Source organism: Rhizobium sp. 007, assembly GCF_015353075.1.
Lineage (GTDB): Bacteria > Pseudomonadota > Alphaproteobacteria > Rhizobiales > Rhizobiaceae > Rhizobium.
Window position 1 is genome coordinate 2,218,990 of record NZ_CP064188.1, and the last position, 18,168, is coordinate 2,237,157.

An 18,168-nucleotide genomic window follows, 5' to 3' on the forward strand; every position below is an offset into this window, starting at 1 on the left:
GATATCGTTACCATCAGTTTGCAGCGAGACGAGCATTTGACCCGGCCAAAGGATTTCGAATCGAAGATCACCATTGCCGACGTGGCCCGCGCGGCGGGCGTGTCGCCGATGACCGTTTCACGCGTGCTGAATGGCCATGGCGGCGCCAGTGCCGAAACCAGCGAGCGCGTTGTCTCGGCTGCCAGCGCGCTGAACTACCGGCCCAATCCTTTCGCACGCGGGCTGCGGTCCGATCGATCGAGAACCATTGGATTTCTGGTTCCAGACATTACCAACCCGTTCTTCCCCGAGATTATCCGCGGTGCGGAAGACGCGGCCAATGCCGCCGGCTACAATCTGCTGCTGTCGAACGTCGTGGAAAGCAGCAAGCGCGAGGCCGAGTTGATCGATGCGTTCCTGATGCATCGTGTCGATGGAATCATCGTGTGCAGCGCGCGCCTGCCAGACGCGGCGCTGCACAAGGCGCTCAGTCCACATCGCGCAGCGGTGCTTATCAACCGTGAGGCGCCGAAGGATGTCGCCGGTACCATAATGACCGACTATGAGCATGGCGCGTCCCAGGCGATCAACCACCTCGTGGCGCGTGGCCGGCGCAAGATTGCAATCATCGCCGGTCCTCGCAATTCCTATGGCGGTAAATGTCGCCTGATCGGCATCGGCAAGACATTGGCCGAACACGGGCTCCAGGCGCCCGAGCCAATCTACTGCGACCCAACGGTTGCCGGCGGGCGCATCGCAGCAGAAGAGCTGTTAGGCGCGAAGTCGGGCTTCGACGCCCTTGTCTGCTACAACGATCTCAACGCCATCGGCGCCATGAAGGCCTGCCGGGCGGCGGGCATCACCGTACCGCAGCAGATGGCTCTGGTCGGCTTCGACGACATACCGATTGCCGAGCTGATGTCTCCGGCCTTGACCACCCTGCGCGTGCACAAGCGCGAGATGGGCGAAGCGGCCGTAAGGCTTCTACTCAGCCGCATCGTCACGAAGAATAAGCAGCATGGGGTCGTAATTGAGCCGGAGCTCATGATCCGCGAGACGACCTGATCGACAGACAGGAGGAGTTTTCGATGAATGTGCAGAACCTGCAAGCTTTGACCTTACCGGATGAAAAGAAGGCGTGGTTTGTGCATGACCGCTTCGGTCTTTTCGTGCACTGGGGGCTCTACGCGCTGCCGGCGAGGCACGAATGGGTGAAAAGCCGCGAAGAGCTGAGCGACGCCGACTATCAGAACTATTTCGATCATTTCGATCCGGATCTTTACGATCCCCGCGACTGGGCCAGGCGCGCCCGCGCCGCAGGTATGAAATATGTCGTGCTGACCTCCAAACACCATGAAGGTTTCTGTCTCTGGGATACCAAGACGACCGACTACAAGGTGACCAATACGCCCTACGGACGAGATCTGCTCCTTCCGTTCGTGGAAGCATTTCGAGCCGAAGGACTGAAGATCGGCTTCTACTATTCGCTGATCGACTGGCACCATCCAGATTTTACGATCGACCCGCGTCATCCCCAGCGCAACCATCCCGATGCCGTGAAAATCAATGAAGCGCGCGACATTCGACGCTATGCTGCCGTCATGCGCGAGCAGGTCCGCGAACTGCTTACCGACTTCGGTCGGGTCGATGTCATGTGGTTCGATTTCTCCTACCCGCAGTGGAAGCAGGGCGACCTCGTCGGCAAAGGGCAGAAGGATTGGGAGAGCGAACCGCTGGTGCGCCTGGTGCGCGAACTCGCGCCGGATACGATCATCAACAACCGGCTCGATCTTGCCGACCTCGTGCCCGACATCGTAACGCCGGAGCAATATGTGCCTCGTGCCTGGCCTGAACGAGACGGCAAACGGATGACCTGGGAGGCGTGCCACACCTTCAGCGGCTCGTGGGGTTATCACCGAGACGAGGATAGTTGGAAAAGCCCGGAGCAGCTGATCCAGCTCCTGATCGGCAGTGTGGCGATGGGCGGTAACTTGCTGATGAACGTCGGGCCGACGGCGCGCGGCACGCTTGACCACCGCGCTAAGGCTGCGCTCAGCGCCTACGAAGAATGGATCGCGCTGCATGGGCGCAGCATCTATGGCTGCACGCAGTCTGAATTCTCCGCGCCGCTCGACTGCAGGCTGACGCAGAATGGCAGTCGGCTCTACATCCACCTCTTCAACTGGCCGTTCCGGCACCTGCATTTCGACGCGCTGGCGGGCAAGATCGAGTATGCCCAGTTTTTGCATGACGGCAGCGAGGTCGCCTGGCTCAAGCCATCCGGCAATACCCTTTGGAAGAACAGCCAGTTCCCCGTCGGCGAAGATGCCGTCAGCTTCGTGTTGCCGGTACGCAGGCCGTCGGTCACGGTGCCGGTCATTGAAGTTTTCCTGAAGACGTGAGGCTGTCGAGGTCGGGCCAAATGATCGAGTGGGGTCCATCGCGTCCCCCAAGGCGTTATAAACTCACCCGGCGGGAATGTCCTGAACGTGCCCCCGTCTCCAGCCGCTTCAGTTCCACGTGTGCAGGCACGTCTTCCAGGAACCGTCGCTTTGTTTTCGCAAGATCGTGACGATCGTGCCCTCGTAGCGTATCGCCTTCCCGTCTGCTCCCAAACCAGACGCCCACCACCTGCCGCTGGAATAGGCGATGTCACCCGCATCATGGGCATCAAGCAATTCTATGCCGTGGCCTTTGACCCCGGCCGAGATCATTCCGGCCCAGAAATCGGCGATTGCCGTGCGGCCTTTTACGATTGCATGTGTGTGCGGCAGCACGGTTCCGTCTTCGGTGTATAGAGCCGCTATCGAAGCTGAATCTCCGCTGTTGAAAGCTGCATTCCAGCGGTCGTTAGCGTCCTTGACTATCCCGCGGATATTCGACTCCGGCATGGTCACCTCCCTGCTGTGGGCTAAGCTGCTCCTGCGGTGTGTCCGCTTAGCAATTGCGCGTTCTTAAGGTCTGGCAGTGCCGTACCCTCTGTGAAACTTTCACAAATTTTGGCAAGCTGTTCACGCGCGGAACCTTCGTTGTCAATCCGGGCAAGGCTCGTTGCTGCCCTCAGTTCCCAAAAGCGTGCGCCCTGTGCTCGGGCAGTGGCCAGCGACTCGCCGAAGCGCTCCGCAGCCATCGTTTTCCGTTCGGGATCGATTTGCAGCATGGCCTCTCCCTGAAGACGGAAACCTCGGCCGCGAACCAACGCTCATTGGTACGTTCGATGACCTGCTGTGCTTCCACAAGGAGGGCAAGGGCCGCACCCGGATGTCCGGCTTTAATGTCGCTTGAACCGCCGAGAAGTACGGCGACATGTACTTCGCCCCGGTGCGACGCCACTCTTCGATACCCCTCAACAAATCGGATCTGCCACGATCTGTTTCGCCCTCCTCGGCAATTGCCCAGGCCTGCAGGATCATTGCTCCTGCTTGCCAAAAGCGAAATCCGGCCTCTTCTGATATTTCCAGGAGTTCACAGGCCCGACTTTTCACAGCCTCCCGATTGCCGAGTATCTGATGGACAACGCCACCGAAAAACAAAGGCAGAGCGAGACTGTTGCGGTGTCCTAAGCTTCTCGCTTCCCGCACCGCTTCATCATTGGCCGCAATCGCCTGATCGGGCAAACCAAGCGGCAATAGAGTGCGGGCAAGATAATCGAGACAGACGACGCGGGGGTCAAAGGCATACACGAATGCTTCAGACCGATGTTCCTGCGGGTCATAAAGTGACAGCGCTTCCTTCAAATGGGCGCGAGCACGCAAAAATTCGCCTGCGGGAAGCGCGCTGACACCCGCTGCCCGATGGGCGAAGAAAGACAGGCCCCGGTCATTGTTGTGACCGGCCAGCTCCAGCAGCTTGTCGGCGGCGCGACGTGCCTCAGCAAGCTCGGCCGCATAGAGATGGTAGAGGCAGAGGCCGTAGAGAACCGGGAACAGCTGGCGCACCTCACCAAGCTCATCGCACAGCTCGTGGGCCCGCAGGTACGCCGCTCCTGTTTCCGGCGCGGCAAAGCCATGCGCTGCCACTTGCGCGCTGCCGAGCGCTACCTGAATCGCTAGTTCTCGCCGCGATCGCTCCTGGGAAGGCGGCAGAGCCGCCAATCCGTTCAGGGCATTTTGGAACCGAACAAGCGCTTCCGATATCGAGGAGCGCGAAAGCGCACGCCGACCGGCCAATTCGTTATACTCGACGGCCTTGTCTAAAAGAGAGGCCTGGTTGAAATGATGCGCAAGCAACTCAGGCTCAGCTTCCACCTTTTCAGGAAAGCTTTCCTCCATGATGTGCGCAATTCGCGCGTGTAACTGTTGGCGTCGGCTTAATAAAAGGCTCCCGTAAGCGGCATCTTGAACCAATGCGTGTTTGAAGGCGTAGCTGACATCGCCGCCTCCACCACGGCGGAATACCAGGCCTGCAGCCACAAGCTGGTCAGTCGCCCTCTCCAGCTCGGGTTCTGCCAGCCCAGCGGCAGCAGCCAGCAATTCGTGACTGCCAGCGGAGGCAAGGGGCCCGACAGTTTGTAATCGTCGCCTGTGTCGCTAAGCATGCCTGATTCCAAGATGACCTTGGTCAATTCCTCGATGAAAAGCGGCACGCCCTCGGTTTTTGAATGAATTTGGTCGAGAACCGAGGGTGGAAGACGCTTTCCTCCTGTCATGACCATGATAATCGAGGCCGCCTGCGGGATCGAGATGGGTGGAAAAGCCAGTAGAACCCACCAGGTCGACGAACATCACTGTCAGCTGGCGTCTTTCCGCCTCCCGGGGACGCGCGGACAATGGTTGGTGGCGAGGAGGAACGGCGGTCAAATCCGCCTCACGACGCAGACGCGAGGCCCCTTGGCCGTCATCAAGTCCAGCAATTGCTTCGAGTATTTTCTTTCTGTGCGCGAGGGCGGCCACCCCGATCTCTTTAAGGTCGTCGGAGGTCAGCTTTGGCAGCATCTCCGCGTCAATCGCATTGATCTCGAAGGCCGAGGCATACTGCCCGCATCCCAAGCTCTCCAGCCAGGAAGAAATAATCATCGGGGTCCCCTCCCAAGACGACCCTCAAGAAAACACTATACCGCATCCACCGGGAAAAAGCATTCGCCATGCAGTGTATACCGACAGTACCGGAGGGGGGTTTAACCACTGGATAGCCGAATCTGATTGGGCGATGCCGGCCCCCTTCCAGCTTGCTCAGATGAACGGATGCAGCCAGCCCCCGCAGGGTGTGGGCGCAAGATTTCCAGCGGCTTATGACGCAAAAATTTCCGTCTCATCACCGCGGTAGCTCGCGGCCCTGCTTTGCGGCAAGCGTCCGCTTGCGCAATGAAAAGCCCGGCGCGGGAGGAGGTGCGCCGGGCTTCGATAATGACTGGCAGCTTGGGAGGAGGAGCGCTGCCCGTCGGACCGAAGCGGCTCGGGAGGAGGGTGAATCGCTTCGGATCATCAGAAGGTAATGCTGCAACGCAGCAAATTCAAGCCCGTATATCGATGTTTCCTACCTTAAACGTCAAACAGCAAAAGGGCCGGGCGAGCCCGGCCCTCCGACCATTCGCTCTGGATCGGACTCGAGCCCGGATGCCGAAGGGACCGCCGTCAGCCTCTTGCGGATAAGCGCTTTCGGAAGGTCGACGATCCGTGGAGCGAAGTTCGGCACCAGATTCAAGAGCCACTTGCCGATGGTGACCCGTTGTCGACGTCCCTCCTGCGACGGCGGCTTCCATTGGCGACGCGGCATGTGGTGTGCCACCACCAGCTCGCCTTCGTTCGCCTGCCTGAAGAAATACTGCTTTTCTTTCCTATTTCCCGCTCTAGCGCCAAAAGCCGCCGGTCTTTCCTTGATCATCGGTGGCTTCGGCCTGTTTGTCGCGCCGGCCGTCTTGCCGCACTACCTGGGCGCGTCCTGTATACCTGAAAAATTCACGGCGCTCTCCGCGCGCCTAACCCTGGGGAGTCCCCCAGACCCCCCAGCCTACCGGCAAAATCGCGGCGTACCCCAGGGGGCTTTCTGCCCCCTGCCCCCGAGGATAATTCGAAAAGGGTTAGGATGAGGGTTCGGTGATGATGTCGAGGATCAGGGCCGCCAGCGGCGCTTCGGAGCCCGCAAAGCTCTCGATCATGGCATCGAGGACGCGATCGCGGTCAAGCGCCTCTTCATTGAAGGGAAGGCCAACGTGCTCGGCCAGGACCGCGAGCAACGTCAGCTGCGTGCGGCCGTTGCCTTCGCGGAAAGGATGGACCGCGTTGATCTCGGCTAGCAGATGTGCGGCTTGGGCCGCGAATTCGGCGGGCGCCAGGCCTTCGAAATAATTGGCATTCGCCAAGAACTGAAACGCCTGGCCCAGCTGGGCGTGGATGTGCTCGGGGTAGCAGAACCAGTTGCCGCCCTTCCCGATCCGGATCGTGCGGATCTCGCCGGCCCAATCGTAAACATCCTGGAAGAGGTGGTGATGAAGCGCCAGATAATGCGCGACGTCGAGATTTCCGGCCGGCCAGGCTTCGTCGGAGCGAATGACGAACATGGCGGTCTCGAACTCGTCCAGCTCGTCCTGGTCAGTCAGATCCAGCTTGTTGCGGAGCACAGTCGTGCCCGGATAACAGAGGGGATCGGATTCGGCGGTATAGACCAATGCTTAGGCGGACTTGCGAGCGAACTGCGCGCGGATAGCCTGGCGGCGTTCCTCGGCCGGCTGGTCCTTGGTCTGGGCGAGGATCTTGCGCATGCGCGGGCTGAGCACGAGACCTTCAACGGCACTGATCTTCTCGGCACGCGCCTGCGAAAGGCGGCCGGTCTTGGCGTTGCGGTTTAGTTTGGGCGTTTTGAGAGTGTTCATGAATCAGAACCTATCACGTCCTTATGGCAGGCGCCAAAAGGATTCCGCTTGGCAAGCCTCGGCCGGCGTGATTCACTGCGGGCACGGTACAGGCTGGGAAGCCGATGACCGTAAAGGGTTAGGATGCCATCATGGAAAAGTGGTGGCATCCGCCATTCAGGCGCGCTTCAAACGCGTTTAGCCTTCCCAGCCGACCTGTCTCCCGTTTTCCAGGTAAAACCTCTTAAAAAACGCCCCTAACCCTTTTCGAAATATCCTCGGCGGTGTGGGGGCAGACAGCCCCCACGGTACATTCGGCATTATGAGAAATGCGTTCGGTGTTTGCACGAGCCCGGGATCTCGATCTCGACCTGGTCGACCCGATCCTGGTTGGGCTGACTACCTTGTAGCGGCCGATCAGGGGGAAGGTTTCGGTCGCGCGCCGGTGTCCCGGCCCTCACGGCCACCCTTGAGGTTGGTGATGCGGATATTTGTCGCCGGCAGCCGCGAGGGCGCGTTCCAGATCCTCGTACTACTTGCCGCCAAGTTCGCGCCGGCAGAACTTGAGGGGGCGGAATGCTCGGCTTGAGGCCGTTGGCCTCGTCGATGCGGAAGCGCCGTGTGGCACCTCTCGGCGCGCCTTGGCAACAGACTTCGATTGATATACTAGTATGCACACGAAGTCATATTCAGGCAGTCCATGCGGCAGGCGTCCAGTTCCGAAGCGATCGATTTTCCGGCTCTTTTGGAAAGACCGGCGAAGCTTCGCCGCGTAACGGCGGCGGATGCGATTTTCGAGAGCCTTCATGCCGACATCGTTTCGCTGCGCATGCCGCCAGGAATTGCGCTTCACGAAAAGCGCGTCGCCGAGGAATTCGGCGTCAGCCGCACGCCGGTGCGTGAAGCGCTGCTTCGTCTTGCCGAAGGCGGGCTCGTCGAGATTTATCCGCAGTCCGGCACCGTCGTTTCGCGTATCCCCGTATCGGCAATCCCGGAAGCGGTTGTCGTTCGCAAAGCACTGGAAGGCACGACCGTCGAGAGTGCCGCCAGAATGGCCAAGCCGCACCACATTGCCCGGCTCGATGCCATCATCTCCCGGCAGGAAGCGCTTGCCGCCCTCGGCGACGTGTCGAGCTTCCATGAAGAAGACGAGGCCTTTCACGAGGTGATAACCCAGATCGCCGGCTATCCCGGTATCTGGACCATCCTGAAAACGGTCAAGGTGCAGATCGACCGAGCCCGGCGGCTGACGCTTCCAGCCTTGGGCCGCATGGATAATGTGGTTCCCGAACACTGTGCTATCCGCGATGCGATCGCAGCCCACGATGCGGAAGCCGCCCGCAACGCCATGCTTCACCATCTGAGCGCCGTCATCCCCGATGTCGCGGAGCTTCGAACACGTTATCCCGATTATTTCTGCTGAAGCAGCCGGCAGAATCCATAAGCAACGAGACAGCAAGGAGGAAACAGATGCGGCAAGGTTGGAGATGGTTTGGGCCCGAGGCTCCCGTCACCCTGGACGATGTACGCCAGACGGGCGCGACGAACATCGTTTCCTCGCTGCATCAGGTTCCGATCGGCCGCGCCTGGACGCAAAGCGAAGTCAGCGAACGCAAGGCCATGATCGAAACCACGCCGCCCGGCCGCTCGTCCCTCACCTGGTCCGTCGTCGAGAGCATTCCGATCCCTGATGCAGTCAAGCGCAAGGGCGGCCAGGCCAAGGCCGAAATCGAGGCTTGGATTGCAAGCCTCGAAGCCGTCGCCGCCTGCGGGATCCCGATCATCTGCTACAACTTCATGCCCGTAGTCGACTGGACACGCACCGAGCTCGATTACGAGATATCGACGGGCGCGACCGCCATGCGCTTCGACCACGAACGCTTTGCTGCCTTCGACCTCTTCGTGCTGCAGCGTCCAGGCGCCGAAAAGGAATATTCAGCGGACGACCGGAAACGCGCCCGCGAGGTCTACGAGGCTATGCCGGAAGCCGAGATCGCCGAGGTCACCCGTATCATAACCTCAGCCCTGCCCGGCTCGACAACCGAGCCTTTGACCATTCCCGGCTTCCGCGAAAAGCTTGCCGCCTATGCCGGCATCGACGCCGAAAAGCTCCGCCAGCACCTCATCGAATTCCTTCAGGCCGTCACACCTGCCGCCGAAGCGCGCGGCGTCAAGCTGACGCTCCATCCGGACGATCCGCCGCGTTCGCTCTTCGGCCTGCCGCGCATTGCCTCGACGGCAGATGACTACGCTGCCCTTTTCGAGGCCGTACCATCAAAGGCCAACGGCATGTGCTACTGCACCGGCAGCCTCGGCGTGCGTGCCGACAACGACCTGCCGGCGATCGCCCGACGCTTTGCCTCGCGCATCTACTTCGCGCATCTGCGCGCCACCAAGCGTGAAGGCGACGGCCGCTCCTTCCATGAAAGCGCACATCTGGAAGGTGATGTCGATATGGTCGCGGTTCTCAAGGAACTCGTGGCCGAGGACCGCAAGCGCGGCCCGAAAGACGAAATCGTGTTTCGCTCCGACCATGGTCACCGTATGCTGGATGATCTGAACAAGACCGTCACGCCAGGCTATCCCGCGATCGGCCGCATGCGCGGACTGGCGGAACTGCGCGGCATCCTGCACGCGCTCGGTGCCAAACCATCCTGATCGTGAGAGAGCCCTCCAGGCCCGCCATTCCGATTTTCGGAGGTTGCTTTTCCTCGTTTTGTCTCACCGGAATTTCGGCTCGATGAAAGCGGGAAATTTTTGCGGGTCATATAGCTCTTCCGGCTATGCGGGCGCCTCGGTCATTGACTACGATCTCGATTACTTTGTTGAGGCAGCTTCTGTCGATTTTGCCAATGGAAAAGCTGTTTGCGACCATCGCGCCCTATCCGTCCGCTATCCCGTAGACCTTGAAAACCGATACAGTCGCCACTGGCCACCCTTCCTGTTGGATCTAATGCCACAAGGACATGCGCGCCGGAAACTTGCCGAACACCTTGAGCCGAACGACGCTTCGCGCGAAGCCGATCTTCCCCTCCTGCTCCGGGCGGCGACCGGAGGGATTGGCAATATTCGCATCAAAGAAGCGGCTGATGCCGAAGCGGCTCGTCTACGTGAGGTTCAACGCCAGGGCGTGACCGAGAACGACATTCTCGAGCGTACCGATCACTTCATGGCGCGATGCGCTGAGATTGCCGACGGCGTTTTGGCAACCAGTTCATGATGCCGGCAAGGAACTGATCATATGGCTCGATGGAAGAAGCCGAGCAAAGAGGAAGTCCGGGAACTGCGCCAAATCTTGGCGGAGCGCGCGCGCCATGGCGCGCTGCGCCTGCCTGGCGCGGCGCTCGAAATCCGCAAGAGCATCGGCATGACGCAGGAGGCGTTCGCCAAGACGCTCGGGCTTACCCGCCGACAGGTTGCCGAAATCGAAACCGGCACAGGTAACCCGACTCTAGAGACGCTAGACAAGATCGGCAGGCTATTCGGCTTCGCTGTTGGATTTGTACCGAAAACGCCGCGCGACGATGAGCCAGGATCACCCCTGGGGTAAAGCCTGGTTCAGGAACCGACTGTTAGCGCACCCCGACTGTCTGCCCATTTGGCAGCCGCTCATGTGCGTCCTGCCCGGACAGGAGAGCCAATCGGAATCCCTGCCGAAAGGCTGGAGAAGGTGGGCGTTGAATCCAGAGCCCTTGACCATCCCGCTAGCGCGATTTTCCATCATCCGCCTGCATGACTTCCGGCGCAAACCGTCCCCTTTCGTCAGCTTCCATCAACTCGTTACTGACGTTGCGGATGTGGCGCGCCATCGCCTTGTAGGCGGCGTCGGGATTGCGCAGACGCAGAGCCGTCAGGATTGCATGGTGATCGCCGATCCAGAGCGGGCGCACGCTTGGCGCGTGGATATGCTCATGCAGTTTTTTCCACATCAGCGACTCGTCGCGCTGAACCCAAAGCGCCTCGACGATTGAAACGATGATGGCATTACCGGTCATGCGCGCAATCGTCACATGGAAATCGCGGTCGCCCTTTTCGTTGTTTAAGGTGACGTCGGTCTCATGCTCCATCTGAGCGATACAGTCCTCGAGCACGGCAATATCGTAATTCGTCGCGCGTTCGGCCGCCATGGCGGCGGCACTCGCCTCGACTGCAAGCCGGGCTTCCAGAAGTTCGAACGGGCCGGGGCCGGCATCCGCACTGATCTTGTCAAAATTGACCTGATTGCCGCGGACCGGCAAAACGACGATGCCGGCCCTGCCCTTGACTTCGACCAGGCCGCGCATCTCCAGAGCAATAACCGCCTCGCGCACGACCGGGCGGCTGACTTCGAGTTCTTCGGCAAGCTCGCGTTCGGAAGGCATGCGCCAGTCCGGGTTCTTGGCGTTTGCCTCGATCATGCGCGCAATACGGCGTGCGACGATCTGATAAAGCCGCTGCTCCCCCTGAAGCCGAAGCGCTGGTACGGCTGCCCCCATGATACCTCCTTGCGCCACCCTTAAGACGGGTGACGCATTTCTGTTTGCCGCTCAGGCGCTGGCGGCCATACGCCGCTCTTCGTCCGGAAGCCACGAGTGGTAAAGCGGATGCTCGGCGGTGATCGGCAGCGGCGTCGGCTTGCCGGTGCGCTGCGAATGATAGGCCGCCGTCACCAGTTCCAGCGAATTGCGCGCGTCTTGCAGCGTCACCGGCGGCTCCTTGTCTTCGATGATCGCCTGATGGAACAGCTCGAACTGGCGGGTATAGCCGTCTTCCTTCACTTCGTAGCCGGCGAGCGCTTCGTCGACGCGCTTCTGGTGCTCCTCGGTGCCTGCGATGAAGCTCCACGGATCACGACCCATCGTATAAGGTTCGAGAATGCTTTCGGCGACGAGATCATGGAAGCAGAAGCGCAGGCGCGAGATCTCCTTGCGTGAGCCGAGCGTCATGGAAAGTGCCGCCAGCGATCCGTTCTGCATCTTGACGGAAAGCGCCATCGTATCTTCGACTTCGATCTTGTTTACCAGCGTCGCGCCGTAGGCAAAGACTTCGGCGCAGGCGCCATGCACATAGTTCAGCATGTCGTGCGCATGGATCGCGTGCCCCAGCAGACCGCCGCCGAGCTCGCTCTTCCACTTTCCGCGCCACGGAACTTCGTAGTAGGCAGGGCCACGCCACCAATGGGTCTCGATCGTCGTCAGGAAGGGACGCCCGGTCAGACCAAGTTCGATCAGCAGCTTCAGCTTCTGAAGACCGGAGCCGTAGCGATACTGAAAGATCGGCATGAGTTTCTTGCCGCCGGAACGCGCAACAATGCGGCTCATCTCGTCGACGTCGGCAATCGAGCCGAAGAGCGGTTTTTCGCAAATCACATGTTTTCCCGATTCGATGCCCTTCTTGCAGAGTTCGAAATGAGAATCCGGCGGCGTCGAAATATCGATGATGTCGAGATCGTTGCGGACAAAGAGGTCGTCGACATTCTGAGTATACTCGCCAATGCCATGCATTTCGCAAAGTTCGCGGCCGCGTTCTTCGTCCAGCGAGCAAAGCACCGGCACGTCGAAAAGGTCCTTGTTCCAGTCGTAGCCGATCAGATGGCGCGAAGCGATGCCCGCACCGATTACGCCAACGCGCAATTTCTTCGTCATGATATCTCCTCCTATCGTCCGCCGAGCCGGGAAGCCTTGGCCTGCGCCTCAAGCGAAAGGCGGCAGACCTCGTAGACGTGCGCCTGCGTCATCGCCGTTTCCGTGCGATCGCGCACGTCGGCGGTGAATGCTTCAAAATAGTCGAGCTTCTCGCTGCTGCAGTCGATGTAGGTATTTTCCTCGCCGTTCACGAGGAACAGATGATCCTTGCCGGGGCGGCCGGAAATATCGATGTATTTGCGAAGCTCGATATAGCCTTTGGTGCCGAGAATGGTCAGACGTCCGTCACCCCAGGTCGGCAGCGCCTCGGGCGTAAACCAGTCGACGCGGACATAGCCGGACGCCTTGTCGGAGCGAAGCAATACCTCGCCGAAGTCCTGGAATGCCGGTTTCTCCGGCATGCCGAAGTTGCCGATTGCGCTTGCGACGACTTCGCCGCTCGTCGAGCCGGTATAGAAGAGAAACTGGTCGATCTGATGCGAGGCGATGTCTACGATGATGCCGCCAAAGGCTTCGGGATCGAAAAACCAGTCCGGCCGCGTCGGCAGCTGCAGCCGGTGCGGTCCCATGCCGAGCGTCTGGATGACCTTGCCGATCGCGCCTTCCTTGACGAGTTTGGCTGCTTTGACCGCCGAGCGAACGCAATGGCGCTCCGAAAAGCAGATCGAGAAGATCTTGCCTGTCTCGGCGACGGCCTTCTTGACCTCCTCCAACTGCGCAAACGTCGTGACGCCCGGCTTGTCCGTCATCACGTCCTTGCCGGCCCTCATGGCGCGGATCGCAAGACCGGCGCGATCGCGCGGAATGGCGGAGATGCAGATGACGTCGATGGACGGATCGGCGAAAATCGTCTCGCGGTCGATCTGCGGCGCATCCGGATATGTCTTCTTGAAATTTTCGAGCAGCGCCGGAACAGAGGTCTTCGGGCAATAGCCAACGAATTCTCCACCCGCCGCTTGCAATCCCTTCACATGATCAAACGTGTGCGGATGGTCGATTCCGACAACGGCAAATCTCAGCATTTTAATATCGTCCTCCTGCAAAAGCCGTGGGAGCTGCGGCTTCTCGTCTCCTCATAATTGGTCAAACCAGACACTCAAAGCTCGAACCTGTCAAGAATGTTTTTGCAAATGGAACTGCGGCAAACCAGCCACATTAGCACTGGTTTTGGCAAAAATTCTTTCGCCTTGCAGGTTGACAATCTGGTAAGTCCAGACATGTTTATGGCAGATCGCCACCCCGGGCGGGAGGCCCTCGCGATCGCTGGAGGATCTGGATATGAAACGCACCCGCATCGGCTTGTGGGCGGCCTCGACGCTGCTTGCAGCCACGGCGCTGTCGGGTATTGCCCAGGCGCAGGAACTCACCGTTTTTTGCGACGATATCGGCTTCGGCTGCCTGACCATGGATCCCGTCGTCAAACGATACGAATCCGAAAATCCAGGCGTCAAGGTCAAGCTCGAGACCGTTCCCTATCAGTCGCTCGTCGAAAGCCTGCCGGTGCAGCTCGAATCCGGCGAGGGCCCCGATGCGGCGATCATCACCGACCTCGGCGGCCTCAGCCGTTACTATCTCGACCTGACGCCTTATGTGAACGCGGCGAATTTCGAGAAGGAATACAGCCAGACCCTGCAATGGCTGCGTGGCTCCAATCCGACGAGCAAGGCAATCAACGGCATGCCGACGACGCTCACCGTCAATGGCGCCTATGTCAATCTCACCTTGTTCGAGCAGGCGGGCGTTCCGGTTCCCAAGGAGGGCGCAACCTGGGCCGAATGGGCCGAAGCGACACGCAAGGTGGCCAAGGCGACCAACACCGAATACGCCATGGAGATGGACCGCTCTGGCCACCGCTTTGCAAGCCTTGCCATCAGCTACGGCGCCGAATTGGTCGATGACCAGGGCAAACCGGTTGTCGACAAGGGGCTGAAGGATGCCGTCGAACAGTTCGTGGCCTGGCACAAGGACGGAACAATGCCGATGGACCTTTGGGGAGCGGTCGGCGGCGCAACGCATCGCGAACTCTTCTCAGATTTCCTGAATGCCAAGACCGTGCTTTACTTCGGCGGTTCCTGGACGCTCAGCCAGATGGACAAGGAAGTCGGGGACCTCTTCGACTGGCAGGTGGCACCTGCGCCCTGCGGGCCCTCATCGTGCACCGTCATGCCGGGCGGCGGAGCGCTCGTCGGCTTCAAGCATACCAAACAGCCCGAAGCGGTCGGCAAGCTGATCGACTATATCGCCCAGTCGAAGAACAACGCCGAAATCGTCTCGGCGGCCGTGGAGATTCCGGCGGCAAAATCGCTAATCGAAAATGGCGTGACCTATCCGAGCGCCTCTGAGCGTACGCAGCAATCACTTTCGACCTTCATCGCCCAGATCCCGAAAATGGCGCCGGCCGCCTATCGCTTCCAGGGCTGGCGCTATCAGCGTGCCATGATGAACGCGCTGACGACGCGCATCAGCCAGGTCCTGAATAGCGAATTGGAGGTCGATGCAGCACTTGACCGTGTCAAGCAGGATGTCGAGCTCGCCATCAAGGCGGCCGGCCAATAGACAGGATGATCCGGAAGGAGAGCGGTATGGCCACAAGGGCTCGACTTGCGACAGTTGCCGGCGGCATCATCCTCCTGCCGGCAAGGCTCGCCGAGCCTTTGATGACGGGCCTGCAAAAGATCCTGGGCATCCGGCGCATGCCGTGGGTCTTTCTTCTGCCGAACCTCCTCGCCGTTTTGTTTTTCTCGCTCCTTCCGGTCGCAATCAACGTCTTCTATTCGGTCACCGGCAGCGACCGTCTTTATCCGAGCGAGCGACCCTTCATCGGATCTGGCAATTACGAAACGCTGTTCGACTGCACCAACTATCTCGATGCATCCACCTGCTCGAGCGATCTCTTCTGGCGGGCGGTCGGCAATAGTCTCGTCTTCGTGCCGATCCAGGTGATCTGCATGATCGGCGTCGCGCTGCTTGCCGCTGTCTGCCTCAACCGCGAGATCCGCGGCCGCGGCTTCTTTCGCGCCGTCTTCTTCTTTCCCGTCATGCTTTCGCCTGTCGTCGTGGCGTTGACCTGGCAGTGGATCCTGCAGCGCAACGGCGCGTTGAACGGCATTCTAACCTGGCTCGGACTTTCGCCCGTCAACTGGCTGGTATTTCCAAATACCGCCTTCTTCTGGTCGGTCTTCGTCACCGTCTGGGCGCATATGGGCTTTTACACGATCATTCTGCTTGCCGGTCTGCAGTCGATCCCGCGCGATGTCTATGAAGCTGCCAAGATGGACTCCGCCACCAACTGGCGGGTCTTCACGCGCATCACGCTGCCGCTTCTAAAGCCCGTCCTGCTCGTCGTCTTCGTTCTCTGCGTCATTCGCTCGGTCCAGACCTTCGATGAGCTCTACGTGCTGACAGGCGGCGGCCCCGGATCTGCGACGATGCTGATCGTCCAATATATCTACGAGGTCGGTTTCGCCGTGCAGCCTCGCAATTTCGGTCTCGCGGCCGCGGCCTCGCTGCTGCTCGGCGTCGTGCTCTTGATCTTCACCGGCCTGCAGCTGCGCCTCTCGAGGAATTCGCAACATGGCTGACGTTGCCCTGTCCAAATCCGGAGCTCCCATGCGCGGTCTGCTCTTTGCCCGGCGCGGGCGCAACAGGCTCGACGTTACCGATTGGCTCACCTATGGCTTCCTCGTCCTTGGACTGCTCATCATGTTCACGCCGGTTGCCTGGGTGGTCCTGTCTTCTTTCAAGACGCAAGCCAATCTGCAGGAATTTCCGCCGAGCATTCTGCCCTATTCCAGCGAAACAGCCGTGGTTGAAGGTTTCGACCAGCCGCTGCCGCTCTTCGACGTAACCTTGAAGGACGGCACGAAGGCGCGGCTTGCGCAGATCCGCCGTGTCGGCAGGAATGCGCAGATGATCAATCCCGACAACCCTGGCGCCGGCCGTGTCACCGTTGCCGTGACCGATGCCGTCCCCGTCCGCAAGGTGCGGCTTGCGACCGAGAACTACACCAACCTGGTCGCAAGTTCCGGCCAGGCGATGGGCCGCTATGTCTATAACAGCCTGTTCATCACCACTGTTGCGACCATTATCACGCTGGTGATGAATTCCATGGCTGCCTTTGCGCTTTCGAAGTACCGTTTCGCAGGCAGCAACGTCGCCTTGATCTCGATCCTGTCGACGCTGATGATCCCGGCCACCGTGGTTCTCGTGCCGACTTACCTCATCGTTGCCGAGCTCGGCCTTGTCGGAAATCTCTGGGGTGTCATCCTGCCGACCGTCGCGACGCCGACCGGCGTCTTCCTGCTACGCCAATACATGCTGACGATCCCTGACGAACTGATCGAAGCAGCGCGCATGGATCATGCGAGCGAGTGGCGCATCTTCTTTAGGATCGTCCTGCCGCTTTCCAGCCCGGCGCTTGCCGTTGTGGCGATCTTCTCGATCCTGTCGCGCTGGAACGACTTCCTGCTGCCCTTGATCGTCCTCAATCGCCGCGAGGTCTATACGCTGCAGCTGGCGCTCAACTCTTTCCAGAGCGAGTTCGAGGTCCGTTACGATCTGATGCTCGCCATGACGACCCTGACGGCGCTACCGCTTGCCTGCGCCTTCATCTTTCTGCAGCGCTACATCACCACCGGCATCGCATCCACGGGCATCAAGTGAGTTTCGTTCATGGCAAACCTCGTACTTGAAAATGTCAACAAATCCTTCGGCACGCTGCAGGTGATCCCCGATATCAATCTCGATATCAAGGATGGCGAATTCGTCGTCTTCGTCGGCCCGTCCGGCTGCGGAAAGTCGACGCTGCTTAGAATGATTGCTGGGCTCGAAGAGGCAACGGGCGGCGACATCCGCATTAACGGCGAAACCGTCATCGACACGCCGGCGGCCGATCGCGGCGTCGCCATGGTCTTCCAGTCCTACGCTCTTTATCCCCACATGACCGTTCGCCAGAATCTGAGCTTCGGACTTGAGAATATCCGGATGCCGAAAGACGAGATCGACCGCCGCGTTGAAGCAGCCGGCAAGCTTTTGCAGATCGACACGCTGCTCGACCGGCGCCCCCGCCAGTTGTCCGGCGGTCAGCGCCAGCGCGTCGCAATCGGTCGCGCCATCACCCGCGATCCGAAGATATTCCTCTTCGACGAGCCGCTTTCCAACCTCGATGCGGAACTGCGGGTGCTGATGCGCGTCGAGATTACCAAGCTGCACGAGCGGCTCGGCAATACGATGATTTATGTGACGCATGACCAGATCGAGGCGATGACGATGGCAGATAAGATCGTCGTCCTTCGCAAGGGCGTCATCGAGCAGGTCGGTGCGCCGCTTGATCTTTATAATCGCCCGCACAACACGTTCGTTGCCGGCTTCATCGGCTCGCCGCGCATGAACCTCATCGAAGGGACAATCGGCACTTCGACCAACGGGACGCTCGCCTTCGAGTGCGCCGGATTGCCGCCGTTGGAATTGCCCCTTGAAGCCGGGCTTGCAGCCGGACGGAAAGCAACACTCGGTGTGCGGCCCGAAGATTTCCTGGTCGGTGAAAGCGGCTGGCCAGCCGAGGTCGCCGTTGCCGAACAGCACGGGGCCAACAGCTACCTGCATTGCACCCTTCCAAACGGCGAGCCGATCCTGGTGCACCAGCAGGGCCAGAGCCGGGTCGCGCGCGGCGATGTCCTCAACATCGCACCCCGTCCGGGCCATTGGCATCTGTTCGATGAAACAGGCCTGCGGATCAAAACCGACTGACCCTGCCGGGACAATCCTTCGACTGAA

At 60.0% G+C, this 18,168-nt stretch carries 18 protein-coding genes; 10 read left to right on the forward strand and 8 right to left on the reverse strand.

Annotation, left to right across the window (positions count from 1 at the left end; translation table 11 throughout):
- Window positions 1-36 precede the first annotated feature (36 nt).
- Both ISN39_RS31515 and ISN39_RS31520 read left to right on the forward strand, forming a co-directional pair.
- Window positions 37-1,044: a LacI family DNA-binding transcriptional regulator gene (locus ISN39_RS31515; protein WP_348652002.1), complete on the forward strand. Its 1,008-nt coding sequence runs from the start codon at window positions 37-39 to the stop codon at window positions 1,042-1,044.
- Window positions 1,044-2,381 carry an alpha-L-fucosidase gene (locus tag ISN39_RS31520; RefSeq protein WP_348652003.1) on the forward strand — a complete coding sequence of 446 codons (1,338 nt, stop codon included), beginning with the start codon at window positions 1,044-1,046 and terminating at the stop codon, window positions 2,379-2,381. The genes ISN39_RS31515 and ISN39_RS31520 overlap by 1 nt, the downstream gene beginning before the upstream one ends.
- 108 nt (window positions 2,382-2,489) lie before the next feature.
- On the opposite strand, the gene ISN39_RS31525 is transcribed toward ISN39_RS31520, so the two are convergent.
- From ISN39_RS31525 to ISN39_RS31545, 5 genes are all read right to left on the reverse strand, one after another.
- On the reverse strand, window positions 2,490-2,870 hold the full coding sequence (locus ISN39_RS31525; RefSeq protein WP_074072923.1) for an SgcJ/EcaC family oxidoreductase: 381 nt from the start codon (window positions 2,868-2,870) through the stop codon (window positions 2,490-2,492).
- Window positions 2,871-3,011: 141 nt separating this feature from the next.
- Entirely contained in the window at window positions 3,012-4,451 is a 1,440-nt protein-coding gene (locus ISN39_RS31530) for a hypothetical protein (protein ID WP_194731806.1), read from the reverse strand.
- 57 nt (window positions 4,452-4,508) lie between these two features.
- Window positions 4,509-4,994, reverse strand: coding sequence for an SAM domain-containing protein (locus ISN39_RS31535; RefSeq protein WP_194731807.1), 486 nt, complete (start codon window positions 4,992-4,994; stop codon window positions 4,509-4,511).
- A gap of 1,004 nt (window positions 4,995-5,998) precedes the next feature.
- Window positions 5,999-6,538 carry a Fic family protein gene (locus tag ISN39_RS31540; protein WP_246763488.1) on the reverse strand — a complete coding sequence of 180 codons (540 nt, stop codon included), beginning with the start codon at window positions 6,536-6,538 and terminating at the stop codon, window positions 5,999-6,001.
- Between the two features lie 51 nt (window positions 6,539-6,589).
- A complete protein-coding gene (locus ISN39_RS31545; RefSeq protein WP_194731809.1) occupies window positions 6,590-6,790 on the reverse strand; it encodes a hypothetical protein in 201 nt (66 codons plus the stop codon).
- Window positions 6,791-7,469: 679 nt separating this feature from the next.
- On the opposite strand from ISN39_RS31545, the gene ISN39_RS31550 reads away from it, so the two are divergent.
- The 4 genes from ISN39_RS31550 (at window position 7,470) to ISN39_RS31565 (ending at window position 10,319) form a co-directional block, all read left to right on the forward strand.
- Window positions 7,470-8,192, forward strand: a complete 723-nt coding sequence (locus tag ISN39_RS31550) for a GntR family transcriptional regulator (protein WP_194731810.1) — start codon at window positions 7,470-7,472, stop codon at window positions 8,190-8,192.
- Between the two features lie 47 nt (window positions 8,193-8,239).
- Window positions 8,240-9,427, forward strand: coding sequence for a mannonate dehydratase (uxuA, locus tag ISN39_RS31555; protein ID WP_194731811.1), 1,188 nt, complete (start codon window positions 8,240-8,242; stop codon window positions 9,425-9,427).
- A gap of 82 nt (window positions 9,428-9,509) precedes the next feature.
- Entirely contained in the window at window positions 9,510-9,989 is a 480-nt protein-coding gene (locus tag ISN39_RS31560) for a HipA N-terminal domain-containing protein (RefSeq protein WP_246763489.1), read from the forward strand.
- 21 nt (window positions 9,990-10,010) lie between these two features.
- Window positions 10,011-10,319: a helix-turn-helix transcriptional regulator gene (locus ISN39_RS31565; protein ID WP_194731812.1), complete on the forward strand. Its 309-nt coding sequence runs from the start codon at window positions 10,011-10,013 to the stop codon at window positions 10,317-10,319.
- Between the two features lie 154 nt (window positions 10,320-10,473).
- On the opposite strand, the gene ISN39_RS31570 is transcribed toward ISN39_RS31565, so the two are convergent.
- The 3 genes from ISN39_RS31570 to ISN39_RS31580 are packed head-to-tail and all read right to left on the reverse strand — an operon-like array spanning window position 10,474 to window position 13,415.
- Window positions 10,474-11,244: a FadR/GntR family transcriptional regulator gene (locus tag ISN39_RS31570; RefSeq protein ID WP_074072933.1), complete on the reverse strand. Its 771-nt coding sequence runs from the start codon at window positions 11,242-11,244 to the stop codon at window positions 10,474-10,476.
- Between the two features lie 51 nt (window positions 11,245-11,295).
- Window positions 11,296-12,393, reverse strand: coding sequence for a Gfo/Idh/MocA family oxidoreductase (locus ISN39_RS31575; RefSeq protein WP_194731813.1), 1,098 nt, complete (start codon window positions 12,391-12,393; stop codon window positions 11,296-11,298).
- A gap of 11 nt (window positions 12,394-12,404) precedes the next feature.
- Window positions 12,405-13,415, reverse strand: coding sequence for a Gfo/Idh/MocA family oxidoreductase (locus ISN39_RS31580; RefSeq protein WP_194731814.1), 1,011 nt, complete (start codon window positions 13,413-13,415; stop codon window positions 12,405-12,407).
- A 256-nt stretch (window positions 13,416-13,671) separates the two neighbouring features.
- Between ISN39_RS31580 and ISN39_RS31585 the strand changes: the two genes are divergently transcribed.
- From ISN39_RS31585 to ugpC, 4 genes are all read left to right on the forward strand, one after another.
- Window positions 13,672-14,949, forward strand: a complete 1,278-nt coding sequence (locus ISN39_RS31585; protein ID WP_194731815.1) for an ABC transporter substrate-binding protein — start codon at window positions 13,672-13,674, stop codon at window positions 14,947-14,949.
- Window positions 14,950-15,050: 101 nt separating this feature from the next.
- Complete coding sequence (locus tag ISN39_RS31590) at window positions 15,051-15,974, forward strand: sugar ABC transporter permease (RefSeq protein WP_194731995.1); 924 nt, start codon at window positions 15,051-15,053, stop codon at window positions 15,972-15,974.
- The gene (locus ISN39_RS31595) at window positions 15,967-17,055 is read left to right on the forward strand and encodes a carbohydrate ABC transporter permease (RefSeq protein ID WP_194731816.1); all 1,089 of its coding nucleotides are present in this window, start codon (window positions 15,967-15,969) and stop codon (window positions 17,053-17,055) included. The genes ISN39_RS31590 and ISN39_RS31595 overlap by 8 nt, the downstream gene beginning before the upstream one ends.
- A gap of 9 nt (window positions 17,056-17,064) precedes the next feature.
- Window positions 17,065-18,141 carry a sn-glycerol-3-phosphate ABC transporter ATP-binding protein UgpC gene (gene ugpC, locus ISN39_RS31600; RefSeq protein WP_194731817.1) on the forward strand — a complete coding sequence of 359 codons (1,077 nt, stop codon included), beginning with the start codon at window positions 17,065-17,067 and terminating at the stop codon, window positions 18,139-18,141.
- Window positions 18,142-18,168 lie beyond the last annotated feature (27 nt).

What these genes read in the sequence shown, in the direction of transcription:
- ISN39_RS31525 (WP_074072923.1), bottom strand. Translation starts at nt 2,870, where the DNA reads ATGCCGGAGTCGAATATCCGCGGGATAGTCAAGGACGCTAACGACCGC.
- ISN39_RS31535 (WP_194731807.1), bottom strand. Translation starts at nt 4,994, where the DNA reads ATGATTATTTCTTCCTGGCTGGAGAGCTTGGGATGCGGGCAGTATGCC.
- ISN39_RS31545 (WP_194731809.1), bottom strand. Translation starts at nt 6,790, where the DNA reads ATGAACACTCTCAAAACGCCCAAACTAAACCGCAACGCCAAGACCGGC.
- ISN39_RS31550 (WP_194731810.1), top strand. Translation starts at nt 7,470, where the DNA reads ATGCGGCAGGCGTCCAGTTCCGAAGCGATCGATTTTCCGGCTCTTTTG.
- uxuA (WP_194731811.1), top strand. Translation starts at nt 8,240, where the DNA reads ATGCGGCAAGGTTGGAGATGGTTTGGGCCCGAGGCTCCCGTCACCCTG.
- ISN39_RS31560 (WP_246763489.1), top strand. Translation starts at nt 9,510, where the DNA reads ATGAAAGCGGGAAATTTTTGCGGGTCATATAGCTCTTCCGGCTATGCG.
- ISN39_RS31565 (WP_194731812.1), top strand. Translation starts at nt 10,011, where the DNA reads ATGGCTCGATGGAAGAAGCCGAGCAAAGAGGAAGTCCGGGAACTGCGC.
- ISN39_RS31570 (WP_074072933.1), bottom strand. Translation starts at nt 11,244, where the DNA reads ATGGGGGCAGCCGTACCAGCGCTTCGGCTTCAGGGGGAGCAGCGGCTT.
- ISN39_RS31575 (WP_194731813.1), bottom strand. Translation starts at nt 12,393, where the DNA reads ATGACGAAGAAATTGCGCGTTGGCGTAATCGGTGCGGGCATCGCTTCG.
- ISN39_RS31580 (WP_194731814.1), bottom strand. Translation starts at nt 13,415, where the DNA reads ATGCTGAGATTTGCCGTTGTCGGAATCGACCATCCGCACACGTTTGAT.
- ISN39_RS31585 (WP_194731815.1), top strand. Translation starts at nt 13,672, where the DNA reads ATGAAACGCACCCGCATCGGCTTGTGGGCGGCCTCGACGCTGCTTGCA.
- ISN39_RS31590 (WP_194731995.1), top strand. Translation starts at nt 15,051, where the DNA reads ATGACGGGCCTGCAAAAGATCCTGGGCATCCGGCGCATGCCGTGGGTC.
- ISN39_RS31595 (WP_194731816.1), top strand. Translation starts at nt 15,967, where the DNA reads ATGGCTGACGTTGCCCTGTCCAAATCCGGAGCTCCCATGCGCGGTCTG.
- ugpC (WP_194731817.1), top strand. Translation starts at nt 17,065, where the DNA reads ATGGCAAACCTCGTACTTGAAAATGTCAACAAATCCTTCGGCACGCTG.